At 71.2% G+C, this 17,685-nt stretch carries 19 protein-coding genes; 8 read left to right on the plus strand and 11 right to left on the minus strand.

Annotated features, from left to right (window positions below; genetic code table 11):
• Positions 1–285: 285 nt before the first annotated feature.
• Together RAN62_RS11580 and RAN62_RS11585 are read left to right on the plus strand one after the other, a co-directional pair.
• The gene (locus RAN62_RS11580; protein WP_305784567.1) at positions 286–933 is read left to right on the plus strand and encodes a ThuA domain-containing protein; all 648 of its coding nucleotides are present in this window, start codon (positions 286–288) and stop codon (positions 931–933) included.
• A gap of 193 nt (positions 934–1,126) precedes the next feature.
• Complete coding sequence (locus tag RAN62_RS11585) at positions 1,127–1,795, plus strand: NADPH-dependent F420 reductase (protein WP_305784568.1); 669 nt, start codon at positions 1,127–1,129, stop codon at positions 1,793–1,795.
• A gap of 225 nt (positions 1,796–2,020) precedes the next feature.
• Here the strand turns inward: RAN62_RS11585 and RAN62_RS11590 are convergent, their stop codons facing one another.
• On the minus strand, positions 2,021–2,740 hold the full coding sequence (locus tag RAN62_RS11590; protein WP_305784569.1) for a DUF4232 domain-containing protein: 720 nt from the start codon (positions 2,738–2,740) through the stop codon (positions 2,021–2,023).
• Between the two features lie 219 nt (positions 2,741–2,959).
• Here RAN62_RS11590 and RAN62_RS11595 point away from each other — a divergent pair, with 219 nt between their 5' ends.
• From RAN62_RS11595 to RAN62_RS11610, 4 genes are all read left to right on the plus strand, one after another.
• Positions 2,960–4,111, plus strand: coding sequence for an LLM class flavin-dependent oxidoreductase (locus RAN62_RS11595; protein ID WP_305784570.1), 1,152 nt, complete (start codon positions 2,960–2,962; stop codon positions 4,109–4,111).
• Positions 4,112–4,358: 247 nt separating this feature from the next.
• On the plus strand, positions 4,359–4,820 hold the full coding sequence (locus RAN62_RS11600) for a MarR family winged helix-turn-helix transcriptional regulator (protein ID WP_305784571.1): 462 nt from the start codon (positions 4,359–4,361) through the stop codon (positions 4,818–4,820).
• Positions 4,821–5,099: 279 nt separating this feature from the next.
• On the plus strand, positions 5,100–5,279 hold the full coding sequence (locus RAN62_RS11605; RefSeq protein ID WP_305784572.1) for a hypothetical protein: 180 nt from the start codon (positions 5,100–5,102) through the stop codon (positions 5,277–5,279).
• A gap of 5 nt (positions 5,280–5,284) precedes the next feature.
• Positions 5,285–5,818 (plus strand): hypothetical protein, encoded by a 534-nt coding sequence (locus RAN62_RS11610; protein WP_305784573.1) that lies wholly within the window; start codon positions 5,285–5,287, stop codon positions 5,816–5,818.
• Positions 5,819–5,914: 96 nt separating this feature from the next.
• Here the strand turns inward: RAN62_RS11610 and RAN62_RS11615 are convergent, their stop codons facing one another.
• Both RAN62_RS11615 and RAN62_RS11620 read right to left on the minus strand, forming a co-directional pair.
• Positions 5,915–6,685: an alpha/beta fold hydrolase gene (locus RAN62_RS11615; protein ID WP_305784574.1), complete on the minus strand. Its 771-nt coding sequence runs from the start codon at positions 6,683–6,685 to the stop codon at positions 5,915–5,917.
• Between the two features lie 289 nt (positions 6,686–6,974).
• Positions 6,975–7,955 (minus strand): aldo/keto reductase, encoded by a 981-nt coding sequence (locus RAN62_RS11620; RefSeq protein WP_305784575.1) that lies wholly within the window; start codon positions 7,953–7,955, stop codon positions 6,975–6,977.
• 64 nt (positions 7,956–8,019) lie between these two features.
• On the opposite strand from RAN62_RS11620, the gene RAN62_RS11625 reads away from it, so the two are divergent.
• A complete protein-coding gene (locus RAN62_RS11625) occupies positions 8,020–8,997 on the plus strand; it encodes an ArsR/SmtB family transcription factor (protein ID WP_305784576.1) in 978 nt (325 codons plus the stop codon).
• Positions 8,998–9,143: 146 nt separating this feature from the next.
• Here RAN62_RS11625 and RAN62_RS11630 read toward each other — a convergent pair whose 3' ends face one another.
• The 7 genes from RAN62_RS11630 to paaN all read right to left on the minus strand — a co-directional run bounded on the left by RAN62_RS11630 (position 9,144) and on the right by paaN (position 15,353).
• Positions 9,144–9,842: a cutinase family protein gene (locus tag RAN62_RS11630; RefSeq protein WP_305784577.1), complete on the minus strand. Its 699-nt coding sequence runs from the start codon at positions 9,840–9,842 to the stop codon at positions 9,144–9,146.
• A gap of 128 nt (positions 9,843–9,970) precedes the next feature.
• Positions 9,971–11,041 carry a 1,2-phenylacetyl-CoA epoxidase subunit PaaE gene (gene paaE, locus RAN62_RS11635; RefSeq protein ID WP_305784578.1) on the minus strand — a complete coding sequence of 357 codons (1,071 nt, stop codon included), beginning with the start codon at positions 11,039–11,041 and terminating at the stop codon, positions 9,971–9,973.
• Between the two features lies 1 nt (position 11,042).
• Positions 11,043–11,534, minus strand: a complete 492-nt coding sequence (paaD, locus tag RAN62_RS11640; protein WP_438874485.1) for a 1,2-phenylacetyl-CoA epoxidase subunit PaaD — start codon at positions 11,532–11,534, stop codon at positions 11,043–11,045.
• Positions 11,531–12,412: a 1,2-phenylacetyl-CoA epoxidase subunit PaaC gene (gene paaC / locus RAN62_RS11645; RefSeq protein ID WP_438874486.1), complete on the minus strand. Its 882-nt coding sequence runs from the start codon at positions 12,410–12,412 to the stop codon at positions 11,531–11,533. The genes paaD and paaC overlap by 4 nt, the downstream gene beginning before the upstream one ends.
• Before the next feature lie 12 nt (positions 12,413–12,424).
• On the minus strand, positions 12,425–12,721 hold the full coding sequence (paaB, locus tag RAN62_RS11650; protein WP_305784580.1) for a 1,2-phenylacetyl-CoA epoxidase subunit PaaB: 297 nt from the start codon (positions 12,719–12,721) through the stop codon (positions 12,425–12,427).
• Positions 12,718–13,677 carry a 1,2-phenylacetyl-CoA epoxidase subunit PaaA gene (gene paaA / locus RAN62_RS11655; protein WP_438874487.1) on the minus strand — a complete coding sequence of 320 codons (960 nt, stop codon included), beginning with the start codon at positions 13,675–13,677 and terminating at the stop codon, positions 12,718–12,720. The genes paaB and paaA overlap by 4 nt, the downstream gene beginning before the upstream one ends.
• Complete coding sequence (gene paaN, locus RAN62_RS11660; RefSeq protein WP_438874496.1) at positions 13,674–15,353, minus strand: phenylacetic acid degradation protein PaaN; 1,680 nt, start codon at positions 15,351–15,353, stop codon at positions 13,674–13,676. Before paaN ends, paaA begins: the two co-directional genes overlap by 4 nt.
• A 170-nt stretch (positions 15,354–15,523) precedes the next feature.
• On the opposite strand from paaN, the gene RAN62_RS11665 reads away from it, so the two are divergent.
• Positions 15,524–16,177, plus strand: a complete 654-nt coding sequence (locus RAN62_RS11665) for a TetR/AcrR family transcriptional regulator (protein WP_305784582.1) — start codon at positions 15,524–15,526, stop codon at positions 16,175–16,177.
• 23 nt (positions 16,178–16,200) lie between these two features.
• Here the strand turns inward: RAN62_RS11665 and RAN62_RS11670 are convergent, their stop codons facing one another.
• On the minus strand, positions 16,201–17,598 hold the full coding sequence (locus RAN62_RS11670; protein ID WP_305784583.1) for an alpha/beta fold hydrolase: 1,398 nt from the start codon (positions 17,596–17,598) through the stop codon (positions 16,201–16,203).
• Positions 17,599–17,685 lie beyond the last annotated feature (87 nt).

Consider the following 17,685-nt stretch of genomic DNA (forward strand, 5'->3'; position numbering starts at 1 on the left):
CACTCGCCTCAACGGCATTGCCTCTCGCCTCAACGGCATCACCTCCACTCCGCGTACCCGACCTGACGCCACTCCCTCGCCTCACGCAGAGCGATCTGACGTCACCGCATCCGCTTCGCGAACGCCCCCGTCGACGGGTCCGCCCGACCCCGGCGTCCTCGCCCCCGTCCCCATGTGCGCGACGTGCCGCCCACCTGACCCATCACGGCCTGACGCGACTTTCTGCCCACCAGGCCGCCGACCAGCACAGCGAGGAGTGATCGTCTCGATTAGGCTTCCGTGACCATGAGGGCTCTTGTGGTTCGCGGCGGCTGGGACGGGCACGAGCCCGAGGCCTGCACCGACATGTTCCTTGCGTTCCTGGGCGAGCACGACTTCACCGTCCGGACGGCGGATTCCCTCGACGTCTACGACGACGCGGCGGCGCTCGCGGAGTCCGACCTGATCGTGCACTGCTGGACGAACGGCGGCCTCACCGAGCGGCAGGAGCACAACCTCGTCGCTCGCGTGCGCGCGGGAGCCGGCTTCGCGGGCTGGCACGGCGGGGTGCTGGCGTTCGGCTACGAAGCGCCGCAGTACCAGTTCATGGTCGGCGGGCGGTTCGTCTGCCACCCGGGCGGATTCGTCGACTACGACGTGGCCGTCACCGGCGAGCACCCGATCGTGCGCGACGTCGGCGACTTCTCGGTGCACACCGAGCAGTACTTCTGCCACTTCGACCCCACCCTCGAAGTCCTCGCCACTACCACCTTCACCGGCGACCGCGACGCACCCGAAACAGCCGGCGCCGTCATGCCGGTCGTCTGGGTGCGCCACTTCGGCCGCGGGCGTGTCTTCGTGTCCACCCTCGGCCACAGCCCCGCCGACCTCGCCCTCCCCCCGACCCGGACCATCACCGAGCGCGGCCTCCTCTGGGCCGCCGGCTCCCTCTGAGCCGCCGGCTCCCTCCGCACCGCCGGCTCCCTCTGAGCCGCCGACCCCCTCCGCACCGCCAACTTCCCCGCACCGCCGACCCCCTCCGCACCGCCGACTCCCTCCGGGCCGCCGGTTCCTCCAGCAGTATTCACACATGTGACGGCCGTCCCTCAGGCGAAATGACGGCACGGGCATGGCTGTTAGCGACAGCATGACGACTATTGGTTTCATCGGGAGCGGTCACATCGGCGGCACGGTTGCGCGGCTCGCGGTCGCCGCCGGCTACGACGTGGTGGTTAGCAACTCGCGGGGTCCGGAGACGCTCGGCGCCTTCGTTGCGGAGCTCGGCCCGCACGCCCGGGCGGCCACGGCGACCGAGGCGGCCGAAGCCGGCGAACTCGTGGTGATCAGCGTTCCCTTCAAGGCCACCCGAGGGCTGCCGGTCGAGCAGCTCGCCGGCAAGGTGGTCCTCGACACCAACAACTACTACCCGGGCCGCGACGGCGACGTCCCCGACCTGGCCGACGGGACGGTCACCCACACCGGCTACGAGCAGCAGATTCTGCGTACGGCGCAGGTGGTCAAGGTGTTCAACAACATCTTCTACGGGCACCTCGCCTCGCTCGTCCGCCCCGCCGGAGCGCCGGACCGCAGCGCCCTGCCCATCGCCGCCGACGACGAGCGGGCGAAGAAGGCCACGGCGGAGTTCCTCGACGCGATCGGCTACGACACCGTCGACGCCGGTTCCCTCGCCGAAAGCTGGCGCCAGCAGCCGGGGCAGCCGGTCTACGGACCGCCCTACGGCTCGTTCGACGACCCGAAGGGCACGCCGGCCGGCGCCGACAAGATCCGCGCAGCCCTCGACGCCGCCACCCGGTAATCCAGCTCTCGAAGCGCCCGGTAACGCAGCCGCAACTCCGCCCCCCGTGACGCAACCTTCGAAGCGCCCGGTAACGCGGCACGCCACCCGCACAGCGGAAGCCTGGCGTCGGCATCACGCAACGACAAGGCGGCGGCCCGCCGGTAAAATCAAGCGGGCCGCTCGTCGTCTCAGCCGACGACGCCACCGTCGCTTACGTCGCCACCCTCAAGGGAAGGCGACACCTCACCAGGCGACGACGCCCTGATTGCTCGGCTGCAGCGTGCCGATCTGCAACGACGCCATCGTGATGTCACTGCGCTCCGGCGCCGGAAAATCGACCAGCTTCGCGTACGGGCCATCGGTCGACGCCTGCAGGTTGAACCGCAGCGAGTTGCCCGCGCCGCACGTCGCGTCGCCCTTGTCGCAGACGGTCCACTTGATGCCCTGCCAGGCGGTCGTCCCCGCACGCAGGAGGACGGGCGTGGCCTTGCCGGGCTGGTTGACATTCTTCGTCGTGACCTCGACCACCTGGCCCGCCGCGTTGACGAGTGAGATCGCGGCGCGGCCCTCGACCCGGCACGTCGACGACGACTTGTTGGTCACGGTGACCAGCGCCATCCGGGTCGCGCCGGCGGTCCGCTGATCCTGTGCGGTGATGTCGACGCTCACGTCGTCGTTCGTACACGCGGGAACTTTCTTGCCCGCGACCGCGTCACCCGCCGGAGCCGCCGGTGCGGCAGCCGAGTCCGCGTCCTCGTCCGACGAGTCATCGGTTGCGGCATCGCCGGTCGTGTCACCGGCCGTCGGCTCGTCGCCGGCCGTGGTCGCTTCGGCCGCGGACGGCGTAGGGGATGCGGCAGCGCCCGGCTCCGGCTCCGGCGACGACGAGCAGGCCTGCTGGCTGAGCACTGCACCCAGGGCGGCTGCGGCGAGCAGGGCAAGGCGCGCGGAACGGGTACGCATCAGTCGACTCCCAACCTCGTACATGTGCTGTCTCCCACGACGGTGCCCGTTCCCCGCGGCATCGTCTCGCAGACGGGCCTCGGGTGGCACGAATGCGCGATACGCCAAGATCGCTGACCAGGGGTCATGTGGGCTGCGTCACTTCCGGAATGCATGACGCGTCATGTAGGTTGTAGGGCACGTACATGACACATCATCTAGAAGGACGGGGTGGAGATCATGCAGTTCGGTGTCTTCACGGTCAGCGACATCACCACCGATCCCACGACGGGCCGGACGCCCTCCGAGGCTTCGCGCATCGACGCGGTCGTCACGATCGCCAAGAAGGTCGAGGAGGTCGGCCTCGACGTCTTCGCGCTCGGCGAGCACCACAACCCGCCGTTCTTCTCGTCCTCGCCCACCACGACGCTCGCCTACATCGCGGCGCAGACCGAGAAGCTGCTGCTCAGCACGGCCACGACGCTGATCACGACCAACGACCCGGTCAAGATCGCCGAGGACTACGCGATGCTGCAGCACCTGTCGAAGGGCCGCGTCGACCTGATGATGGGCCGCGGCAACACCGGCCCGGTCTACCCGTGGTTCGGCAAGGACATCCGCGCCGGCATCCCGCTCGCCATCGAGAACTATGCCCTGCTCCACAAGCTGTGGCGCGAGGACGTCGTCGACTGGAAGGGCCGCTTCCGCACGCCGCTGCAGGGCTTCACCTCGACGCCGCGCCCGCTCGACGGGGTGCCGCCGTTCGTGTGGCACGGCTCGATCCGCAGCCCCGAGATCGCCGAGCAGGCCGCGTTCTACGGTGACGGCTTCTTCCACAACCACATCTTCTGGCCGAAGGAGCACACGCAGCGGATGGTCGAGCTCTACCGCTCCCGCTTCGCGCACTACGGCCACGGCGACCCCGACCAGGCCATCGTCGGCCTCGGCGGTCAGGTGTTCATCCGCAAGAACAGCCAGGACGCCGTCAAGGAGTTCCGGCCGTACTTCGACAACGCCCCCGTCTACGGCCACGGCCCCTCGCTCGAGGACTTCAGCCGGGAGACGCCGCTCACGGTCGGCAGCCCCCAGCAGATCATCGACCGTACGCTCGGATTCCGCGACTACGTCGGCGACTACCAGCGCCAGATGTTCCTCATCGACCACGCCGGCCTGCCGCTGAAGACGGTCCTCGAGCAGCTCGACATCCTGGGTGAAGAGGTCGTCCCGGTGCTCCGCAAGGAGTTCGCCGCCCTCAAGCCCGCCCACGTGCCGGACGCCCCGACCCACGCCAGCCTGGTCGCCAAGGCCGGCGGGGAGAAGGACGCCACCGTGTACGCCGCCGCCGACGACGTGACCGGCCAGGTCCGCGACGAGGCGCCCGCCGCCCTCTGACCCGCCGCACCGCCGCCCGCCGGCTGGGCACCCTGCTTCGGCACCGTGCCCAGTCGGCGAGGTGATGGGCATGTCCGGCCGACAAGGCGATGGGCATGTCCGACCGGCGTGGCGATGGGCATGTTCGGCCGGCGTGGCGTTCGCACGACTTCGCGCGGCACCGTGGCGTTCGGACGGTGGCACGTTCTTCGTGGTAGACGGCAAGGCTTGCGCTCACCTGGCGCATGGAATGGCACAAGGAGCCGAGATGACCGAGACGCGCTGGCTCGCCGATGACGAGCAGCGGGCGTGGCGGGCGTACCTGCGCATGCAGGCCCGGCTGACCACCGAGCTGAACCGGCAGTTGCAGGCGACCTCGCAGCTGTCGCTGGCCGACTACGACGTGCTGGTCAAGCTGAGCGACACCCCGCGCGACCGCCTCCGCCCGTACGAGCTGCAGCGCGAGCTGGACTGGGAGCAGAGCCGCCTGTCGCACCACCTGAGCCGCATGCAACGCCGCGGGCTCGTCCGCCGCGAGGAGTGTGACGACGACGGCCGTGGCGCGTACATCGTGCTCAGCGACGCCGGCCGCGAAGCCCTCACCGCCGCGGCACCCGGCCACGTCGGCGCCGTGCGCAAGCTGTTCTTCGACGCCCTGGAACCCGGCGACGCCGAGGTGCTGCACCGCCTCACAACCCAGATCCTCGGCCGCCTCGACGGGGCGCCCTGACGTCAACAGGATCGTGCGGCTGGGGGCCCCTGACTCGGCGGGGTCTTCGCGGCTGGGGTGCTCTGATCTCGGCGGGATCTTCGCGGCTAGGGTGCCCTGAGCTCGGCGGGACCTGCACGGCTGAGGTGCCCTGAGGTCGGCGGGACCTGCGCGCGCTGCGGGGCGACGAGATCAGGGCGTCCGGCAGGCTCGGCGGGTTGCTCGTCATCGCCGGCAGTTTCGTCCCGTGGCGCGCGGGTAGGCGGCACCGATCTGACCGCACGAACCGCCGGAGGAACCATGACGGACAGCGATGTGAAGCGTGGCGCGGCCGAGGACGGCTTCGGCGTGCCCGTGACGCCGACCGAGGTCGAGGCAAGCAACACCCCGCCCAGCAAGACCGCCGGTGCGCCGGACAGCGACGCCAGTTCCTCGGACGCCGGCGACGAGCAGTCCGCGGACCAGCCGCGGGAATCCTGATGGGCATGATCACGCGGTCCCTGTGGCAGGGCGCCGCAGCGGGTGTCGCCGGCGCCGTCGTGATGGCCGTGACCGAGAAGCTGGAGCAGAGCCGCACCGGTCGCCCGGGCTCGTACGCCCCGGCGCGGGTTCTCGAGCGGCTCGCCGGCCGTCCGGAGCAGCCCGGCAAACAGCCGGACGCGTGGAACTGGGCCATGCACACCGGCCAGGCCGCCGCGGTCGGTGTCGTCCGCGGGCTGATGGCCAATGCCGGCCTTCGCGGCCCGTGGGCGTCCGCCATGTTCACGGTGGTCCGGCTGACCAGCGACCAGATCCTGGAGAACGCCACCGGCGTGGGCGCGCCGCCATGGACCTGGCCCCGGCGCGAGCTCGCGGTCGACCTGCTGCACAAGACGGTGTACGGCTTCACAACCGGCGCGATCGCCGACGCCCTGGCCGCGCGCTCGGGTCCCGGCCCCGGCCAACTGCACGCTGCCAAGGCCCCGGGCCGCCGATCCGGCATCGGCCCGACCAGCAGACGCCGTTCCCTGGCGCGCTGACAGTGCCTCCACGCCGGGCCGCGCGCTGAGAACTCGGCTCCAAGGGATCGGGCACTGACGGTTCGTTCATAGGCACCGCCGCGCTGCCGTTCCCGGTCAATGCCGCGGGACGGCAGCGCGGGGGACGTCACTCGCCAGGTAGGCGGCGATGGCGGCGGCGGACCGGCGGCCCGATGTCGTCAGGACGTTGTGCGCGGCACCGGGGATGGTGACCTCGACTCCCTGGCTGAGCGCCGCGGCCTCCACCAGCCAGCGCAACGGCGCCACCGGGTCCAGCGAGCCCCCGAGTACCAGCGGCCGCACCGAGAGCCGGCAAAGATCCTCCTCGATGGCGTTGCGCACCGAGTGCCCCACCGTGGCCAGGACCCGCCACGGCCGGGCCTCGACGATGTCGCGCATCAGGATCGGCGCCTGCCACGGCTGCTCCACGAACAGGTCACCCGACCACCGCCCGATCAGCGCCCGGCGGCTCCGCGCCGCGGGATCGGTCGTCGGGCTGGCGAGCACCAGCCCGTCGACCAGCCCGGGATCGTTCACGGCGACGCGCGCGGCGACCTCCGCCCCGAACGAGTGCCCGGCCAGGCACACCGGCCCAAGCCCCCGCGCCTCGATCCACGCGGCAAGACACGCGGCGTGCTCGCGGACGTCGTACGCCCGGCGGGGTTTGCTGCTCCGCCCGAAGCCGGGCAGGTCCGGCACCAGCACCGGGTGCCGCACTGCCAGCTGCCGGGCAGTCGGCATGAGATAGCGATGCGACACCGCCAGCCCGTGCACGAACACCACCGGCAGTCCGGACGCCGCCGTGCTCGCCACGTCGTGCAGTCGCAGGCCACCGACCTCGGTCCAGGAACTACGGAACTCCGTCACGCCCGCCGTTGTACCCCCTCCGGCCGCGCCCGCACCTGCCGGCCGCCTCCGAGAAGCCTCGTCAGCAGGCCGAGAGCACGACTCACCCACCCCCGGCAGCTGAGCAGCCGGCTGCCGGACGCCGGCACGGCCGGCCGCTGGACGAGACACCGCAGCGCGGATACCACGCCGGGGACCGGGCCGACCCCCGTGCGGCCCGGTCCCCGGCGAGCTGTGACCCCCGCCCGACGACGCTGCGGGGAACCCGGCCCGCCGTCATCTTCCTCACCTCGTCCGGCGAGCGACGGACCTACCAGGCCCACGCTTCCGGGGCGGGCCCACCGGCGCCGATCGGCGGGAAGATCGCGTCGAGTTCGCCCAGCAGCTCGTCGCCGAGGCTGGTCGTCAGCGCCTCCAGTGGCACGTCGAGCTGCTCGGGAGTGCGCGGCCCGATCACCGGCGCGGTCACGCCCGGGCGGGACAGCAGCCAGGCGAGAGCCACTGTGGCCGGCGCCAGGCCCCGATCGGCGCACAGCTTCTCGTAGCGCTCCAGCGCCGCCCGGTGCGGCTCGACCCGGTCCGGAGCGTGCAGCTGAGTGCGTACCCCCTGGTGGTCTCGCTGTTTCCTCAGCGCCCCGGAGAGCGCACCGAAGTGCAGCGGCGAGTAGGCCAGGATCCCGATGCCCAAGGCGCGGGCCGCGGGCAGCACCTCCAGCTCCACGTGCCGCGTGAGGAGGTTGTACTTGGCCTGTTCCGACACCAGCCCGAGATAGTGGCGGGCGTCCGCGACCGTCTGTGCCCGGGCCAGGTGCCAGCCCGCGAAGTTCGACGAGCCCGCATAGCGGATCTTGCCCTGGACGGTGAGCGTCTCCATCGCCTGCCAGATCTCTTCCCACGGGGTCTCCCGCTGGATGTGGTGCATCTGGAACAGGTCGATCCAGTCGGTGCGCAGGCGCCGCAGGGAAGCCTCGCACGACGCGACGATGTGACGCGCGGACAGGCCGCCGTCGTTGGGCCAGTCGCTCATCGGCGCGTACACCTTCGTCGCGAGCACGATCTTGTCCCGTGCGCCGGAGCCGGCGAGCCAGCTGCCGATGAACCGCTCGCTCAGCCCGTCGCCGTCGCGGCTGCCGTACATGTTGGCGGTGTCCACGAAGTTGATCCCCGCGCCGAGGGCCCTGCTCAGGATCGCGTGGCTCTCCGGCTCGCCGATCTGCCAACCGAAGTTCATCGTGCCCAGGCAGATCCGGGAGACCCGCAGCCCGGTACGCCCCAGAGCGGTGTATTCCATGCCCGGCACCATAGGCACGTCCGGACGGTGGCTCCGAAGCGTTCGACCGTGCTCGAATGGCGGCATGCTCCGCTTCGAGTTCACCGCCGCCGATCTCGCCGGAGTCCGCTTCGCCCACTCCCCCATGGCCGAGGTCGTGGCGAGCGCCGTCGCGTTGCGCCGGTCGTCCCACCTCGCGGTGTACGCGACGTGGCGGACGGAAGTCGGCGTCCGGCTGGGCGGGCGGCGACTGAGCACCTTCGACGCGGTCGTCCGGGAGCCCCGTTGGCATGTCCCGGACTTTCTGACGCCCGTGCCGACGGTCGTCCGGCCGCGGCTGCGCGACGAGCTCGCCGTGGTGGCCGCCACCCCGCTCGACCGGGTTGCCGCAGAGGTAGCAGAGGCGTGGGACGGCACTCCGGCGCCGCCGGCGACTGCGCGCTTCGCCCGGGACCCGCGCGGTGCGCTGACCATGCTGATCAGCGAGATCAGGGAGTATTTCGCCGTGGCGCTGGCGCCCTACTGGCCGCGGCTTCGTGCCGTGGCGGAGGCCGACATCGCGCGCCGCGGCCGGGCGGTGGCCGAGCAGGGATCCCGGGCCCTGATCACGGATCTGCACCCCGCCGTGAGCTGGGACAGTGAGGCCTTGGCGGTGGGCTACGGGCCGGAGCACACCGGCAGCCTCACCGCCGGAGACCTGCCCCTCACCCTGATGCCGTCGGCCTTCACCGGACCCAAGGTGCTCTCGCTGGCCCGGCCGGACACGGGCCGGGCGTTGTTCTATCCGCCGCACGGTTTCGGCGCGGTCTGGACCGGCTCCCCTGTGCCGCCGCGACTCGGAGCCCTGCTCGGCCCCACCCGCGCGGCTGTCCTCTCGCTCGTCGGCGCGCCGCACAGTACGGGTGAGGTGGCCGACGTGCTGTCGCTCGCTCCGGCGACGGCCTCGCACCACCTCACCATCCTGCGGGACGCCGGCCTGGTGACCGCCTACCGCACCGGGCGACGCTTGCTCTACCAGCGCACCCCGCTCGGCGATGAGCTGAGCGGCCCGGCCGGCACCTGACTCGTTCTCCCGTACCGGCGACGGCCCGGGCCGGCGGTGGCAGCGACGGACCCCTCCGTTGCCACCGCCGGTGTTCCCGGTCCACCGCGTGACGCCCGCACCGGCGGCCGCGGCGATCCGTTGCAGAGCCCGGGCGAACCCGGCGATCAGCCGAGCCGCTGACCCACGAACTCCGTGGCGTCGTCCGCGAACTTGGCGTAGTCCAGGTGCGCCGCCAGACTCGTCCCGCCTTGGCAGAACCGGTCGTTGCGGTTGCAGAAGGACTGTGTCCGGTCCGCGAACGTGTCGAGCCGGCCGGCGCCGCGCGAGAAGACGCCGTTGCGCGTACCGGTGCCGGTGTTGAAGGACTCGCCCGCGGTGAACGTCGGATCGCCGAACAGCAGCACGGCCGCCACCCGGTCGCTCAGCGCCGCCGGGATCGCCGCCTGACCGGTTGCCCGGCCCCGCAGCGAGCTGCCGACCAGGGCGTCGCCGACCACGTTGGCGCCCTGGGAGTAGCCCATCAGGACGAACTGCGTGTCCTCGCACTCCTCGGCCGTGTCCGCGACGTTCCCGGCCAGCGCCTGCACGCCCTGCCGCACGCTCGCCGTGTAGTTGAAGCTCGCGGGGTAGTCCACGGCCGTCGTCCGTACGGTCTGCGGCAGGTCCTGCGTGAGCTGCCGGGCCAGGGGCGTCAGGAGCACCCCGAGGCCGGGCCGCTCGGTCGTGCCACGAGCCCCGATGACTTCCACGTCGGGGCACGCGTTCGCCGGTGCCTGGGCGGCGAAGGTGAGCGGAGCGACCGCGAGCCCGGCCGCACCGACCACGCTCGCCGCCGCGATGGAGAGAACTGTCCGTAACCGCATTTCCGTCATCCCTTCTCTGCGGAAACTTCATGCACTTGATACGCACAAAGCACCGCCGGACGACGTGTCCTGCTTGTTTGTTCACATCATCGAACCAAGCGATGATCCTCTCCGTACCGCGCGAACGATCAGACATCGAAATCAACCACTACATTGGGTGACATCGGCAGGGCTTGACACGTCAGCACGAAACCCGCCTCGATCTCGGCGGGCTCCAGCGCGAAGTTGCGCCGCATCCGCACCTCACCCTCGGTGACCCGGGCCCGGCACGTCCCGCACACGCCGCCCTTGCACGCGAACGGGAGATCCGGCCGCGATCGCTGCACCCCGTCCAGGACCGACAAGCCCGCCGGTACGACGGCGGTGGTGCTCCGGCCGTCGAGCATGACCGTGACTTTCCGGCCCTCCGCATCGCCGGTGGCGTCCTGCTCACGCACCGGTTCGGGCGGCGCCTCGTCGACCCAGAACAGCTCGCGGTGGACCCGCTCCGCCGCCACGCCGTGCTCACCCAGGACGCCCGTGGCCGCCATGACCATCCCGTACGGACCACAGAGCCACCAATGATCCACCTGCGGCACGTCGACGAGCAGGGGCAGCAGCGTACGCAGCTTGGCGTCGTCCAAGCGTCCGGTCAGGAGGTCGGTCTCCCGCGCCTCCCGCGACAGCAGGTGCACCAGTTCCACCCGGGTGGGCCAGGAGTCCTTGAGGTCGGCCAGCTCTTCGCCGAACATCACCGTGTCGGCGCGCCGGTTGCCGTACAGGATGACGACCCGCGTGCCGCCCGCCTGCAGCAGCGATGACGCGATCGACAGCACGGGAGTGATGCCGGAACCCGCCGCGATGAGCACGTGCTCGCCGGTCACTCCCGGCTCCGGCGTGAAGGTGCCGGTAGGTGGCGCCACGTCCACCACGTCGCCGGGCCGCACGTCGTGCACCAGCCATGACGAGACCAGACCACCGGGCACCTCCCGGACTCCGATCCGGGGCTTGCCGCCGGCGGGCGCGCAGATCGAATAGGTACGGCGCTCGTCCCGGCCCGCTCCGGTATGCCGCACCGTCAGCGCCTGCCCCGGCCGGAAGGTGAACCGATCCGTCAGCTCCGGCGGCACGTCGAACGACAACGCCACCGCATCGGCGCACAACCGGTCCACGGCCGCCACTCGCAGCGGATGGAACTCGTGCTTGCCACCGCTCGCCATGTCAGATCTCCTTCACGTGCTCGAAGGGCTCACGGCACGCGGGACATCGGTGCAGGGAACGGCATGCGGTCGCCCCGAAAGGCGACAGCTGCTCGGTGTCGGGATGGCCGCAGTGGGGACAGCGCACCTCCGGGCGTACGGGATCAAGGGTGAGCGGGACCGGCCCGGATGCCCGCCGCGGCACCGGGCCCGGTGGGGAGATCCCGGCCGCGGCCAGTTTGTCCCGGCCCGCGGGCGTGATCCAGTCGGTGGTCCACGCCGGGGTGAGCGCCACGCGCACCTCGACGTCGCGATAGCCGGCCGTCTGCAGCGCGGAGCCGAGATCGTCGCGGATCGTCCGCAACGCCGGACAGCCCGAATAGGTGGGCGTGATCGTGACGACGACCCGGCCGTCGTGTTCCTCGACCCCGCGCAGGATGCCGAGGTCGGCGAGGGTCAGCAGCGGGAGCTCGGGGTCCTGGACCCGGGCCGCCACCGTGGCGGCGCCGGTCACCACACACCGCCCGGAGTCGATCGGGCGACGCTCTGCAGCTCATCGAGAATGCCGGACAGGGCAGCCGTGTGCCGGCCGTCGCGGCCCTCGCCAACTCCGACTGCCGGATCCGCAGGCGCCTCGAGGGTGGCGGCGTCCAGAACTTGCGACCACACCGTCGCGAACTCGGGGCGGAGCTGAGCGGGATCCACGCCGAAGCCCGCCGCGGCCATGGCCTGTTCGACCGGGTGCACCGCGAACAGCTCGCCCGTCTGCGTGGCGACGGCTGTCATCGCCGCCTGCATGCGCTGGTGGGACAGGTCGGTGCCGTCACCGAGCCGGACGACCCAGCGGGCCGCGTAGTCGCGGTGATAGGTGACCTCCTTGACGCCCTTCGCCGCGATCGCCGCGAGCACCGGGTCGGCGGACGCGCTCAACCTGTCCAGCAGGGCGAGCCGCCACGTCGCGAAGGCCAGCAGCCGGGCCATGAGATGGGCGAAGTCCGCGTCGGCCGGCTCGGCCAGGCAGACGTTGCGGAACTCGCCCGCTTCCCGCCCGTACGCGAGGGAGTCCTCGTCCCGGCCCGCATCCTCGACCTCCGCGGCGCGCCCCAGCAGCAGCCGGGCCTGTCCGAGCAGGTCGAGGGCGATGTTGGCCAGCGCCAGCTCGTCCTCAATCTCGGGCGCGCGGGTGACCCACTCCTGCAGCCGGTGCGACATGATCAAGGCGTCGTCGCCCAGCATCAGGCAGTAGGTCGTCAGCGCCTCGCGGTCGGCCCCGCCCGGTACTGCGGACGAGACACCCGCGAGCGGGTCGGTGAATCCTGTCCCGTACGCCCACCGGGCATCGTCCTCGTGATCGGTCAGCGCGTCGTAGGCGCTGCCGGGCTCCTCTGGCATCGGGTCGTCACCTCAGATGTGCGGCACGGAGCCGGGGATCGTGTAATGGGTCGGATGCCGGTAGATCTTGTCGCCGCTGGGCTCGAAGAACGACTCCTTCTCGGCCGGCGCCGACGCCACCACGTCGTCGGAGCGGACGACCCAGATGCTGACGCCCTCGTTGCGCCGCGTGTAGAGGTCACGCGCGTGGTGCAGGGCCATGTCGTGGTCGGCGGCGCGCAGGGAGCCGACGTGCACGTGGTTGAGGCCGCGCTTGGCTCGCACGAACACCTCGAACAGCGGCCACTCGTGCCGGCCGGGCTCGCTCATGCCGCCTCCTCCCGGTGCGCGTGCTGCCGTTTGGCGGCGTGGGCGGCGGCCGCCTCGCGAACCCAGGCGCCTTCCTCGTCGGCCTGCCGGCGACGGGCGATCCGGAGGGCGTTGCACGGGCCGTCGCCCGAGATGACCCGCGTCAGCTCCGACCAGTCCGGCTCCCCGAAGTCGTAGTGACCCCGGCCGGCGTTCCAGGTGAGAGCCGGGTCCGGCAGCGTCACGCCCAGCGCCTCGGCCTGCGGGACGGTCATGTCGACGAAGCGCTGGCGCAGTTCGTCGTTGCTGTGCCGCTTGATCTTCCAGGCCATGGACTGCGCGGAGTTGGGCGAGCGGTCGTCGGGCGGCCCGAACATCATCAGCGACGGCCACCACCACCGGGTCACCGCGTCCTGGACCATCTCGCGCTGCTGGGTCGTGCCGCCCATCATGGTCATCAGCAGCTCGTAGCCCTGCCGCTGGTGGAACGACTCTTCCTTGCAGATCCGAATCATGGCCCGCCCGTAGGGGCCGTAGGAACTGCGGCACAGCGGCACCTGGTTGCAGATCGCGGCGCCGTCCACGAGCCAGCCGATGACGCCCACGTCGGCGAAGGACAGCGTCGGGTAGTTGAAGATCGACGAGTACTTCTGCCGGCCCTCGATCAGCCGCCGGGTCAAGTCGGCCCGGTCGGCGCCGAGCGTCTCGGCGGCGGAGTAGAGGTAGAGCCCGTGACCGGCCTCGTCCTGCACCTTGGCCAGCAGGATCGCCTTGCGCCGCAGGGACGGCGCCCGCGTGATCCACTCGCCCTCCGGCTGCATGCCGATGATCTCCGAGTGGGCGTGCTGCGCGATCTGCCGGATCATCGTCTTGCGGTAGCCCTCGGGCATCCAGTCGCGCGGCTCGACCCGCTGGTCGCGCTCGATGGTGCGGTGGAAGGTCCGCTCGTCGTCGCTGAGCTCCGCCTCCATGGTCATCGGGTCACCTCCCGTCGCGACTCGAGCGTCACGAAGCGTCCCGTCACGAACGCCGCATCCGTCAGCGATGCGGTCGCCGCCGGGTTGGCCGGGGTGCCGTGCAGGTCACCGAAGGCGGCGGTCTGGTTGACGAAGACGCCACCGGTGAAGTTCTCCACGAGGTGCACGCCGGCGTCGAGCGCGGCCTCGCGCGCCGCTGCCAATACCTCTTCCGACGTCGAGTGGACCGAGGCCGTCAGCGCTCCGTGCTGACGGACGGTCGTCGTGAAGAGGCGGAGGCTGTGCGCCGTGTCCGCCGTCGTGATCACGAACGAGACGGGGCCGAACCACTCGCGCGTATAGACCTTCTCGTCCTCGGCGTCGAGCCGGGCGACGAGCGGAGTCCGGATGACCGCCGCGGGGAACTGCTCGTCGGCGATCGTGGCAGAGGGGTGCAGCACGCCGGGGAGCGTGCCGGCCTCGGTGAGCCGGGCCAGCACTCCGTCGTTGACGATCGCGCCCAGCGTGCCGGCCGCCCGCTTCGGGTCGCCGAGCAGCTTGTCGAGCGCCGCACCGAGGTCGGCCGCGAACTGGCCGGGGCTCTTGTGTCCCTCGTCGGTGCCGATGCCGCCCGTGGGCACGAGCAGGTTTTGCGGCGTGGTGCACATCTGGCCGCTGTAGAGCGACAGGGAGAAGGCCAGGTTGCGCAACAGGCCCCGGTAGTCGGCCGTCGAGTCGAGCACGACCGTGTTCAGGCCGGCCTTCTCCGCGTACACCACGGCCTGCCGGGCGTTGGCCTCCAGCCATGATCCGAACTCGCTGGACCCGGTGAAGTCCACGACCCGGACCTCCGGCCGCGTCGCGAGCTCGGCGGCGATGCCGTCGCCGCGTTCCTCGACAGCCAGACCGACCAGGTGCGGGTCGAGCCCCGCCTCCCTGAGAACCTCCTGCGCCACCTGCACGGTGATGGCCAGCGGCAGCACCGCTCCGGGATGCGGCTTGACGATCACCGGGTTGCCGGCGACCAGGCTCGCGAACAGGCCCGGGTAGCTGTTCCACGTCGGGAACGTGGTGCACCCGATCACCAGGCCCACGCCACGACCCACGACGGTGCTGGTGCGCTCGAGGACCGGCGGCTCACCGGACCGCTGCGGCTTGCTCCAGGTCGACCGGGCCGGGATGCGGGTGGTCTCGGCCAGCGTGACCGCGACGGCTTCGAGGCCACGGTCCTGCGCGTGCGCGCCGCCGGCCTGGAAGGCCATGACGAACGCCTGGCCGGTGGTGTGCTGCACCGCGTGCGCGATCTCGAAGATGCGCGCATTGAGCCGCGTCAGGATCTCGGCGGCGACACCGGCTCGCCCGTGCGGACCAGCGTCGCGCCAGGCCTTGATCCCCGCCCGCGCGGCCGAGATCAGGGCGGCGGGCTCGCCCTTCGGGTAGGAGAGGTTCAACTCGGTCCCGTACGGCGAGCGCTCCGTCGACACGGTCGTCGTCGCTCCGGGCACCTCGATCGGGAACGGGTGGCCGAGCAGGGCCTGGAAGGCGCGCTCCCCGGCCAGGGCGGCGTCTTCGCCGTACACGCTCTTGCTCGGCGACTCCGGGAAGGCGGACCAGTAGTCGCGGGCGCCGGTGGCCTGGATCGCACGGTCCAGCAGCTCACGATGGCGCTCATAGAACTCGGCGGGGGTTGTCACCAGCGCTCCTTTGCGATTGGCTGTAGGTATTTCCTACCGTCCGGTCGGTTGGTAAATCAAGCCGATGCGGCGAATGTGCAGGATCTGGAGGAGTGACGGATGGGAGAACCGGAGGCGGCCGGGGACGCCGTCTACTATGTGATCATGATCGGCGCGGGCGGCGGGTGGCCCTGGTGAGCAGCGCTCCCCGGGCCCGGCGGGGACGTCCCGGGCACGACCTCGAAGCGGTGCTCGCCGCCGCGGTGGCGCTCTTCAACGCCCAGGGCTACGACGCCGCCAGCATGGACGAGGTGGCCCGGCGCCTCCACATCACGAAGTCCAGCGTCTATCACCACGTGCGCGGCAAGGAGGAGTTGCTGCGCCTCGCGGTGAGTCACGCTCTCGACGGACTGGACGCGGCGATGGCCGAGGTGCGCAAGCTGACCGGGCTGACCGCCCTCGACCGGCTCGAGACACTGATCCGGCTCAGCGTCCTGGTGCTGGCCGACCGCCTGCCCTACGTGACGCTGCTGCTGCGCGTGCGGGGCAACAGCGAGGTGGAGCTCGCGGCTCTGGCACGCCGGCGTGCCTTCGACCACGAAGTGACCGAGCTGGTCAAGGCGGCGCAGGCCGAGGGCAGCGTCCGCCCGGACGTGGACCCGGCCACCGCCGCCCGGCTGCTCTTCGGCATGGTCAACTCCCTGGTAGAGTGGTATGAGCCCGGCCGCGGCAACGCCACCGCCATTGCCGACGCGGTGACCGCGATGGCCTTCGACGGCCTTCGCACGGGACGCCCCGGCGCGCAGGACACAGCCGGCGCCGAACCGGCCCGCCGAGCCGTCCGCTGACCGGAACCGGATCTCCACGGCGGTCATGAGGGGGCCGTCTCGTCGAGCACCTTGGTCATGACATCTGCGAACTGGCCGGGCTCCTCGAACATCACGCGATGGCCTGCTCCGGAGACTGTCACGAGCTGTTTGGCCGGCGCCTGCAAGTCGCGGTACCAGGCGGCGAACAGGTCGACCATGCTGTGCATCTCGGCACCGCCCTGGACGAAGTACACCGGCACGTCGAGGCGCGGCACGTCTCGTCTGAGGTCGATGGTCTGCATCTGCGGATACAGCGCACTCCACGCGTCCAGGATTGCGGTCAGCGTGTGGGCTTTCTGCAGCAGCGGATACTCGGGGACGCCGATGACGAAGCCCGCGTCCCGCTGGGCGTACACCTGCTGTTGATAGAGCATGATCGGCTCGTAGTCGTAGACATCGCGGTAGGGCGGTGGGCCCCGCCTCGCCACCTGGGCAGCGAGATCGTCGCGGCCGGTGCGCCGGGCCCAGGCGAGCAGGTCGGCGTAGGCGATGCGGTCGGTCTCGGGCAGGTCGACGGCCTGCCCCGTGCCGACATACGCCCGGAACCGGTCGGGATGGCGCTGCACTGCCAGGACACCGATGATCGAGCCGCCGGAGTGCCCGACCAGGACGATCTTGTCCTCCGTGAAGCGGCGGCGCAGGTCATCCGCCACCGCCAGAACGTCCGCCACTTCGGTGTCCACCGAAAGCTGCGGACGAGCGTCCAGGGCAGAAGAAGACGCTCCGCCACCCCGGCGATCCATGGTGGCGACGATGAAGCGCTGTTCCAGAGCGGCGAGGCTCCGCCGAACGGCTCCTGTCTCGGAGCCACCCGGCGGCCCCGGCACGATCAGCAACACAGGCAGGTCGGGGCTCGCTCCGCGCAGCAGAACACCGATCCCGTAGCCGTCCGACTCTATAGTGGTGAGCTGGGCCACTCCCCCGGCCCGGGCGGGAGTGCTGGGCGGCAGGGCGGCGGCGGCTGTCAGAGCGAGTGTGCCGATCGACAGGACGGCGACAACGATCTGGCGTAGCCGCGCCGGCATGCCTCGCGGCCTGCTCTTTCGCGTCCGAGCCGCTCCATAGGCGGCAGCCAGGGTCATGGGCACCACCGACAGCAGCATGTGGACGCCGCGGCCGCTGAGCAGGGCGATCAGGCCGAAGGCGCTGGTGTGGGGCGCGTCCACCGAGGGCCCGCGCAGCCGGATGCGGCCGATCTCGACCGCCGTCCAGAAGACGATCGGCGCCACGAGCATCGCCCAGCGGGACCGCAGAATCAGCCCGGCGGCCCCGCCCACCAGAGCGCTGATCAGGACGGACAGCACGGCCTGCGAGCCGGTCAACGGTCCGCGGGGCATGCCGGCGACCGTCACGATGCCCCCTGCCGCAGCAAGGGCGATGACTGCGATTGCTCGTTTCATGGCGGCCATCCTGACGCGGCGGCGGCGATCCGGCACCGGACCAAAGAGGGTGTGCGCTACCTACTTTGGAGGGTGTCCGGACCCGGG

This window comes from Symbioplanes lichenis (assembly GCF_030709675.1).
In the GTDB taxonomy this organism is placed as follows: Bacteria; Actinomycetota; Actinomycetes; order Mycobacteriales; family Micromonosporaceae; genus Actinoplanes; species Actinoplanes lichenis.

What these genes read in the sequence shown, in the direction of transcription:
- RAN62_RS11580 (WP_305784567.1), top strand. Translation starts at nt 286, where the DNA reads ATGAGGGCTCTTGTGGTTCGCGGCGGCTGGGACGGGCACGAGCCCGAG.
- paaE (WP_305784578.1), bottom strand. Translation starts at nt 11,041, where the DNA reads ATGGCGAGCGGTGGCAAGCACGAGTTCCATCCGCTGCGAGTGGCGGCC.
- RAN62_RS11670 (WP_305784583.1), bottom strand. Translation starts at nt 17,598, where the DNA reads ATGAAACGAGCAATCGCAGTCATCGCCCTTGCTGCGGCAGGGGGCATC.
- RAN62_RS11590 (WP_305784569.1), bottom strand. Translation starts at nt 2,740, where the DNA reads ATGCGTACCCGTTCCGCGCGCCTTGCCCTGCTCGCCGCAGCCGCCCTG.
- RAN62_RS11620 (WP_305784575.1), bottom strand. Translation starts at nt 7,955, where the DNA reads ATGGAATACACCGCTCTGGGGCGTACCGGGCTGCGGGTCTCCCGGATC.
- RAN62_RS11585 (WP_305784568.1), top strand. Translation starts at nt 1,127, where the DNA reads ATGACGACTATTGGTTTCATCGGGAGCGGTCACATCGGCGGCACGGTT.
- RAN62_RS11605 (WP_305784572.1), top strand. Translation starts at nt 5,100, where the DNA reads ATGACGGACAGCGATGTGAAGCGTGGCGCGGCCGAGGACGGCTTCGGC.
- paaC (WP_438874486.1), bottom strand. Translation starts at nt 12,412, where the DNA reads ATGCCAGAGGAGCCCGGCAGCGCCTACGACGCGCTGACCGATCACGAG.
- paaA (WP_438874487.1), bottom strand. Translation starts at nt 13,677, where the DNA reads ATGACCATGGAGGCGGAGCTCAGCGACGACGAGCGGACCTTCCACCGC.
- RAN62_RS11600 (WP_305784571.1), top strand. Translation starts at nt 4,359, where the DNA reads ATGACCGAGACGCGCTGGCTCGCCGATGACGAGCAGCGGGCGTGGCGG.
- RAN62_RS11595 (WP_305784570.1), top strand. Translation starts at nt 2,960, where the DNA reads ATGCAGTTCGGTGTCTTCACGGTCAGCGACATCACCACCGATCCCACG.
- RAN62_RS11630 (WP_305784577.1), bottom strand. Translation starts at nt 9,842, where the DNA reads ATGCGGTTACGGACAGTTCTCTCCATCGCGGCGGCGAGCGTGGTCGGT.
- RAN62_RS11625 (WP_305784576.1), top strand. Translation starts at nt 8,020, where the DNA reads ATGCTCCGCTTCGAGTTCACCGCCGCCGATCTCGCCGGAGTCCGCTTC.
- paaB (WP_305784580.1), bottom strand. Translation starts at nt 12,721, where the DNA reads ATGAGCGAGCCCGGCCGGCACGAGTGGCCGCTGTTCGAGGTGTTCGTG.
- RAN62_RS11610 (WP_305784573.1), top strand. Translation starts at nt 5,285, where the DNA reads ATGATCACGCGGTCCCTGTGGCAGGGCGCCGCAGCGGGTGTCGCCGGC.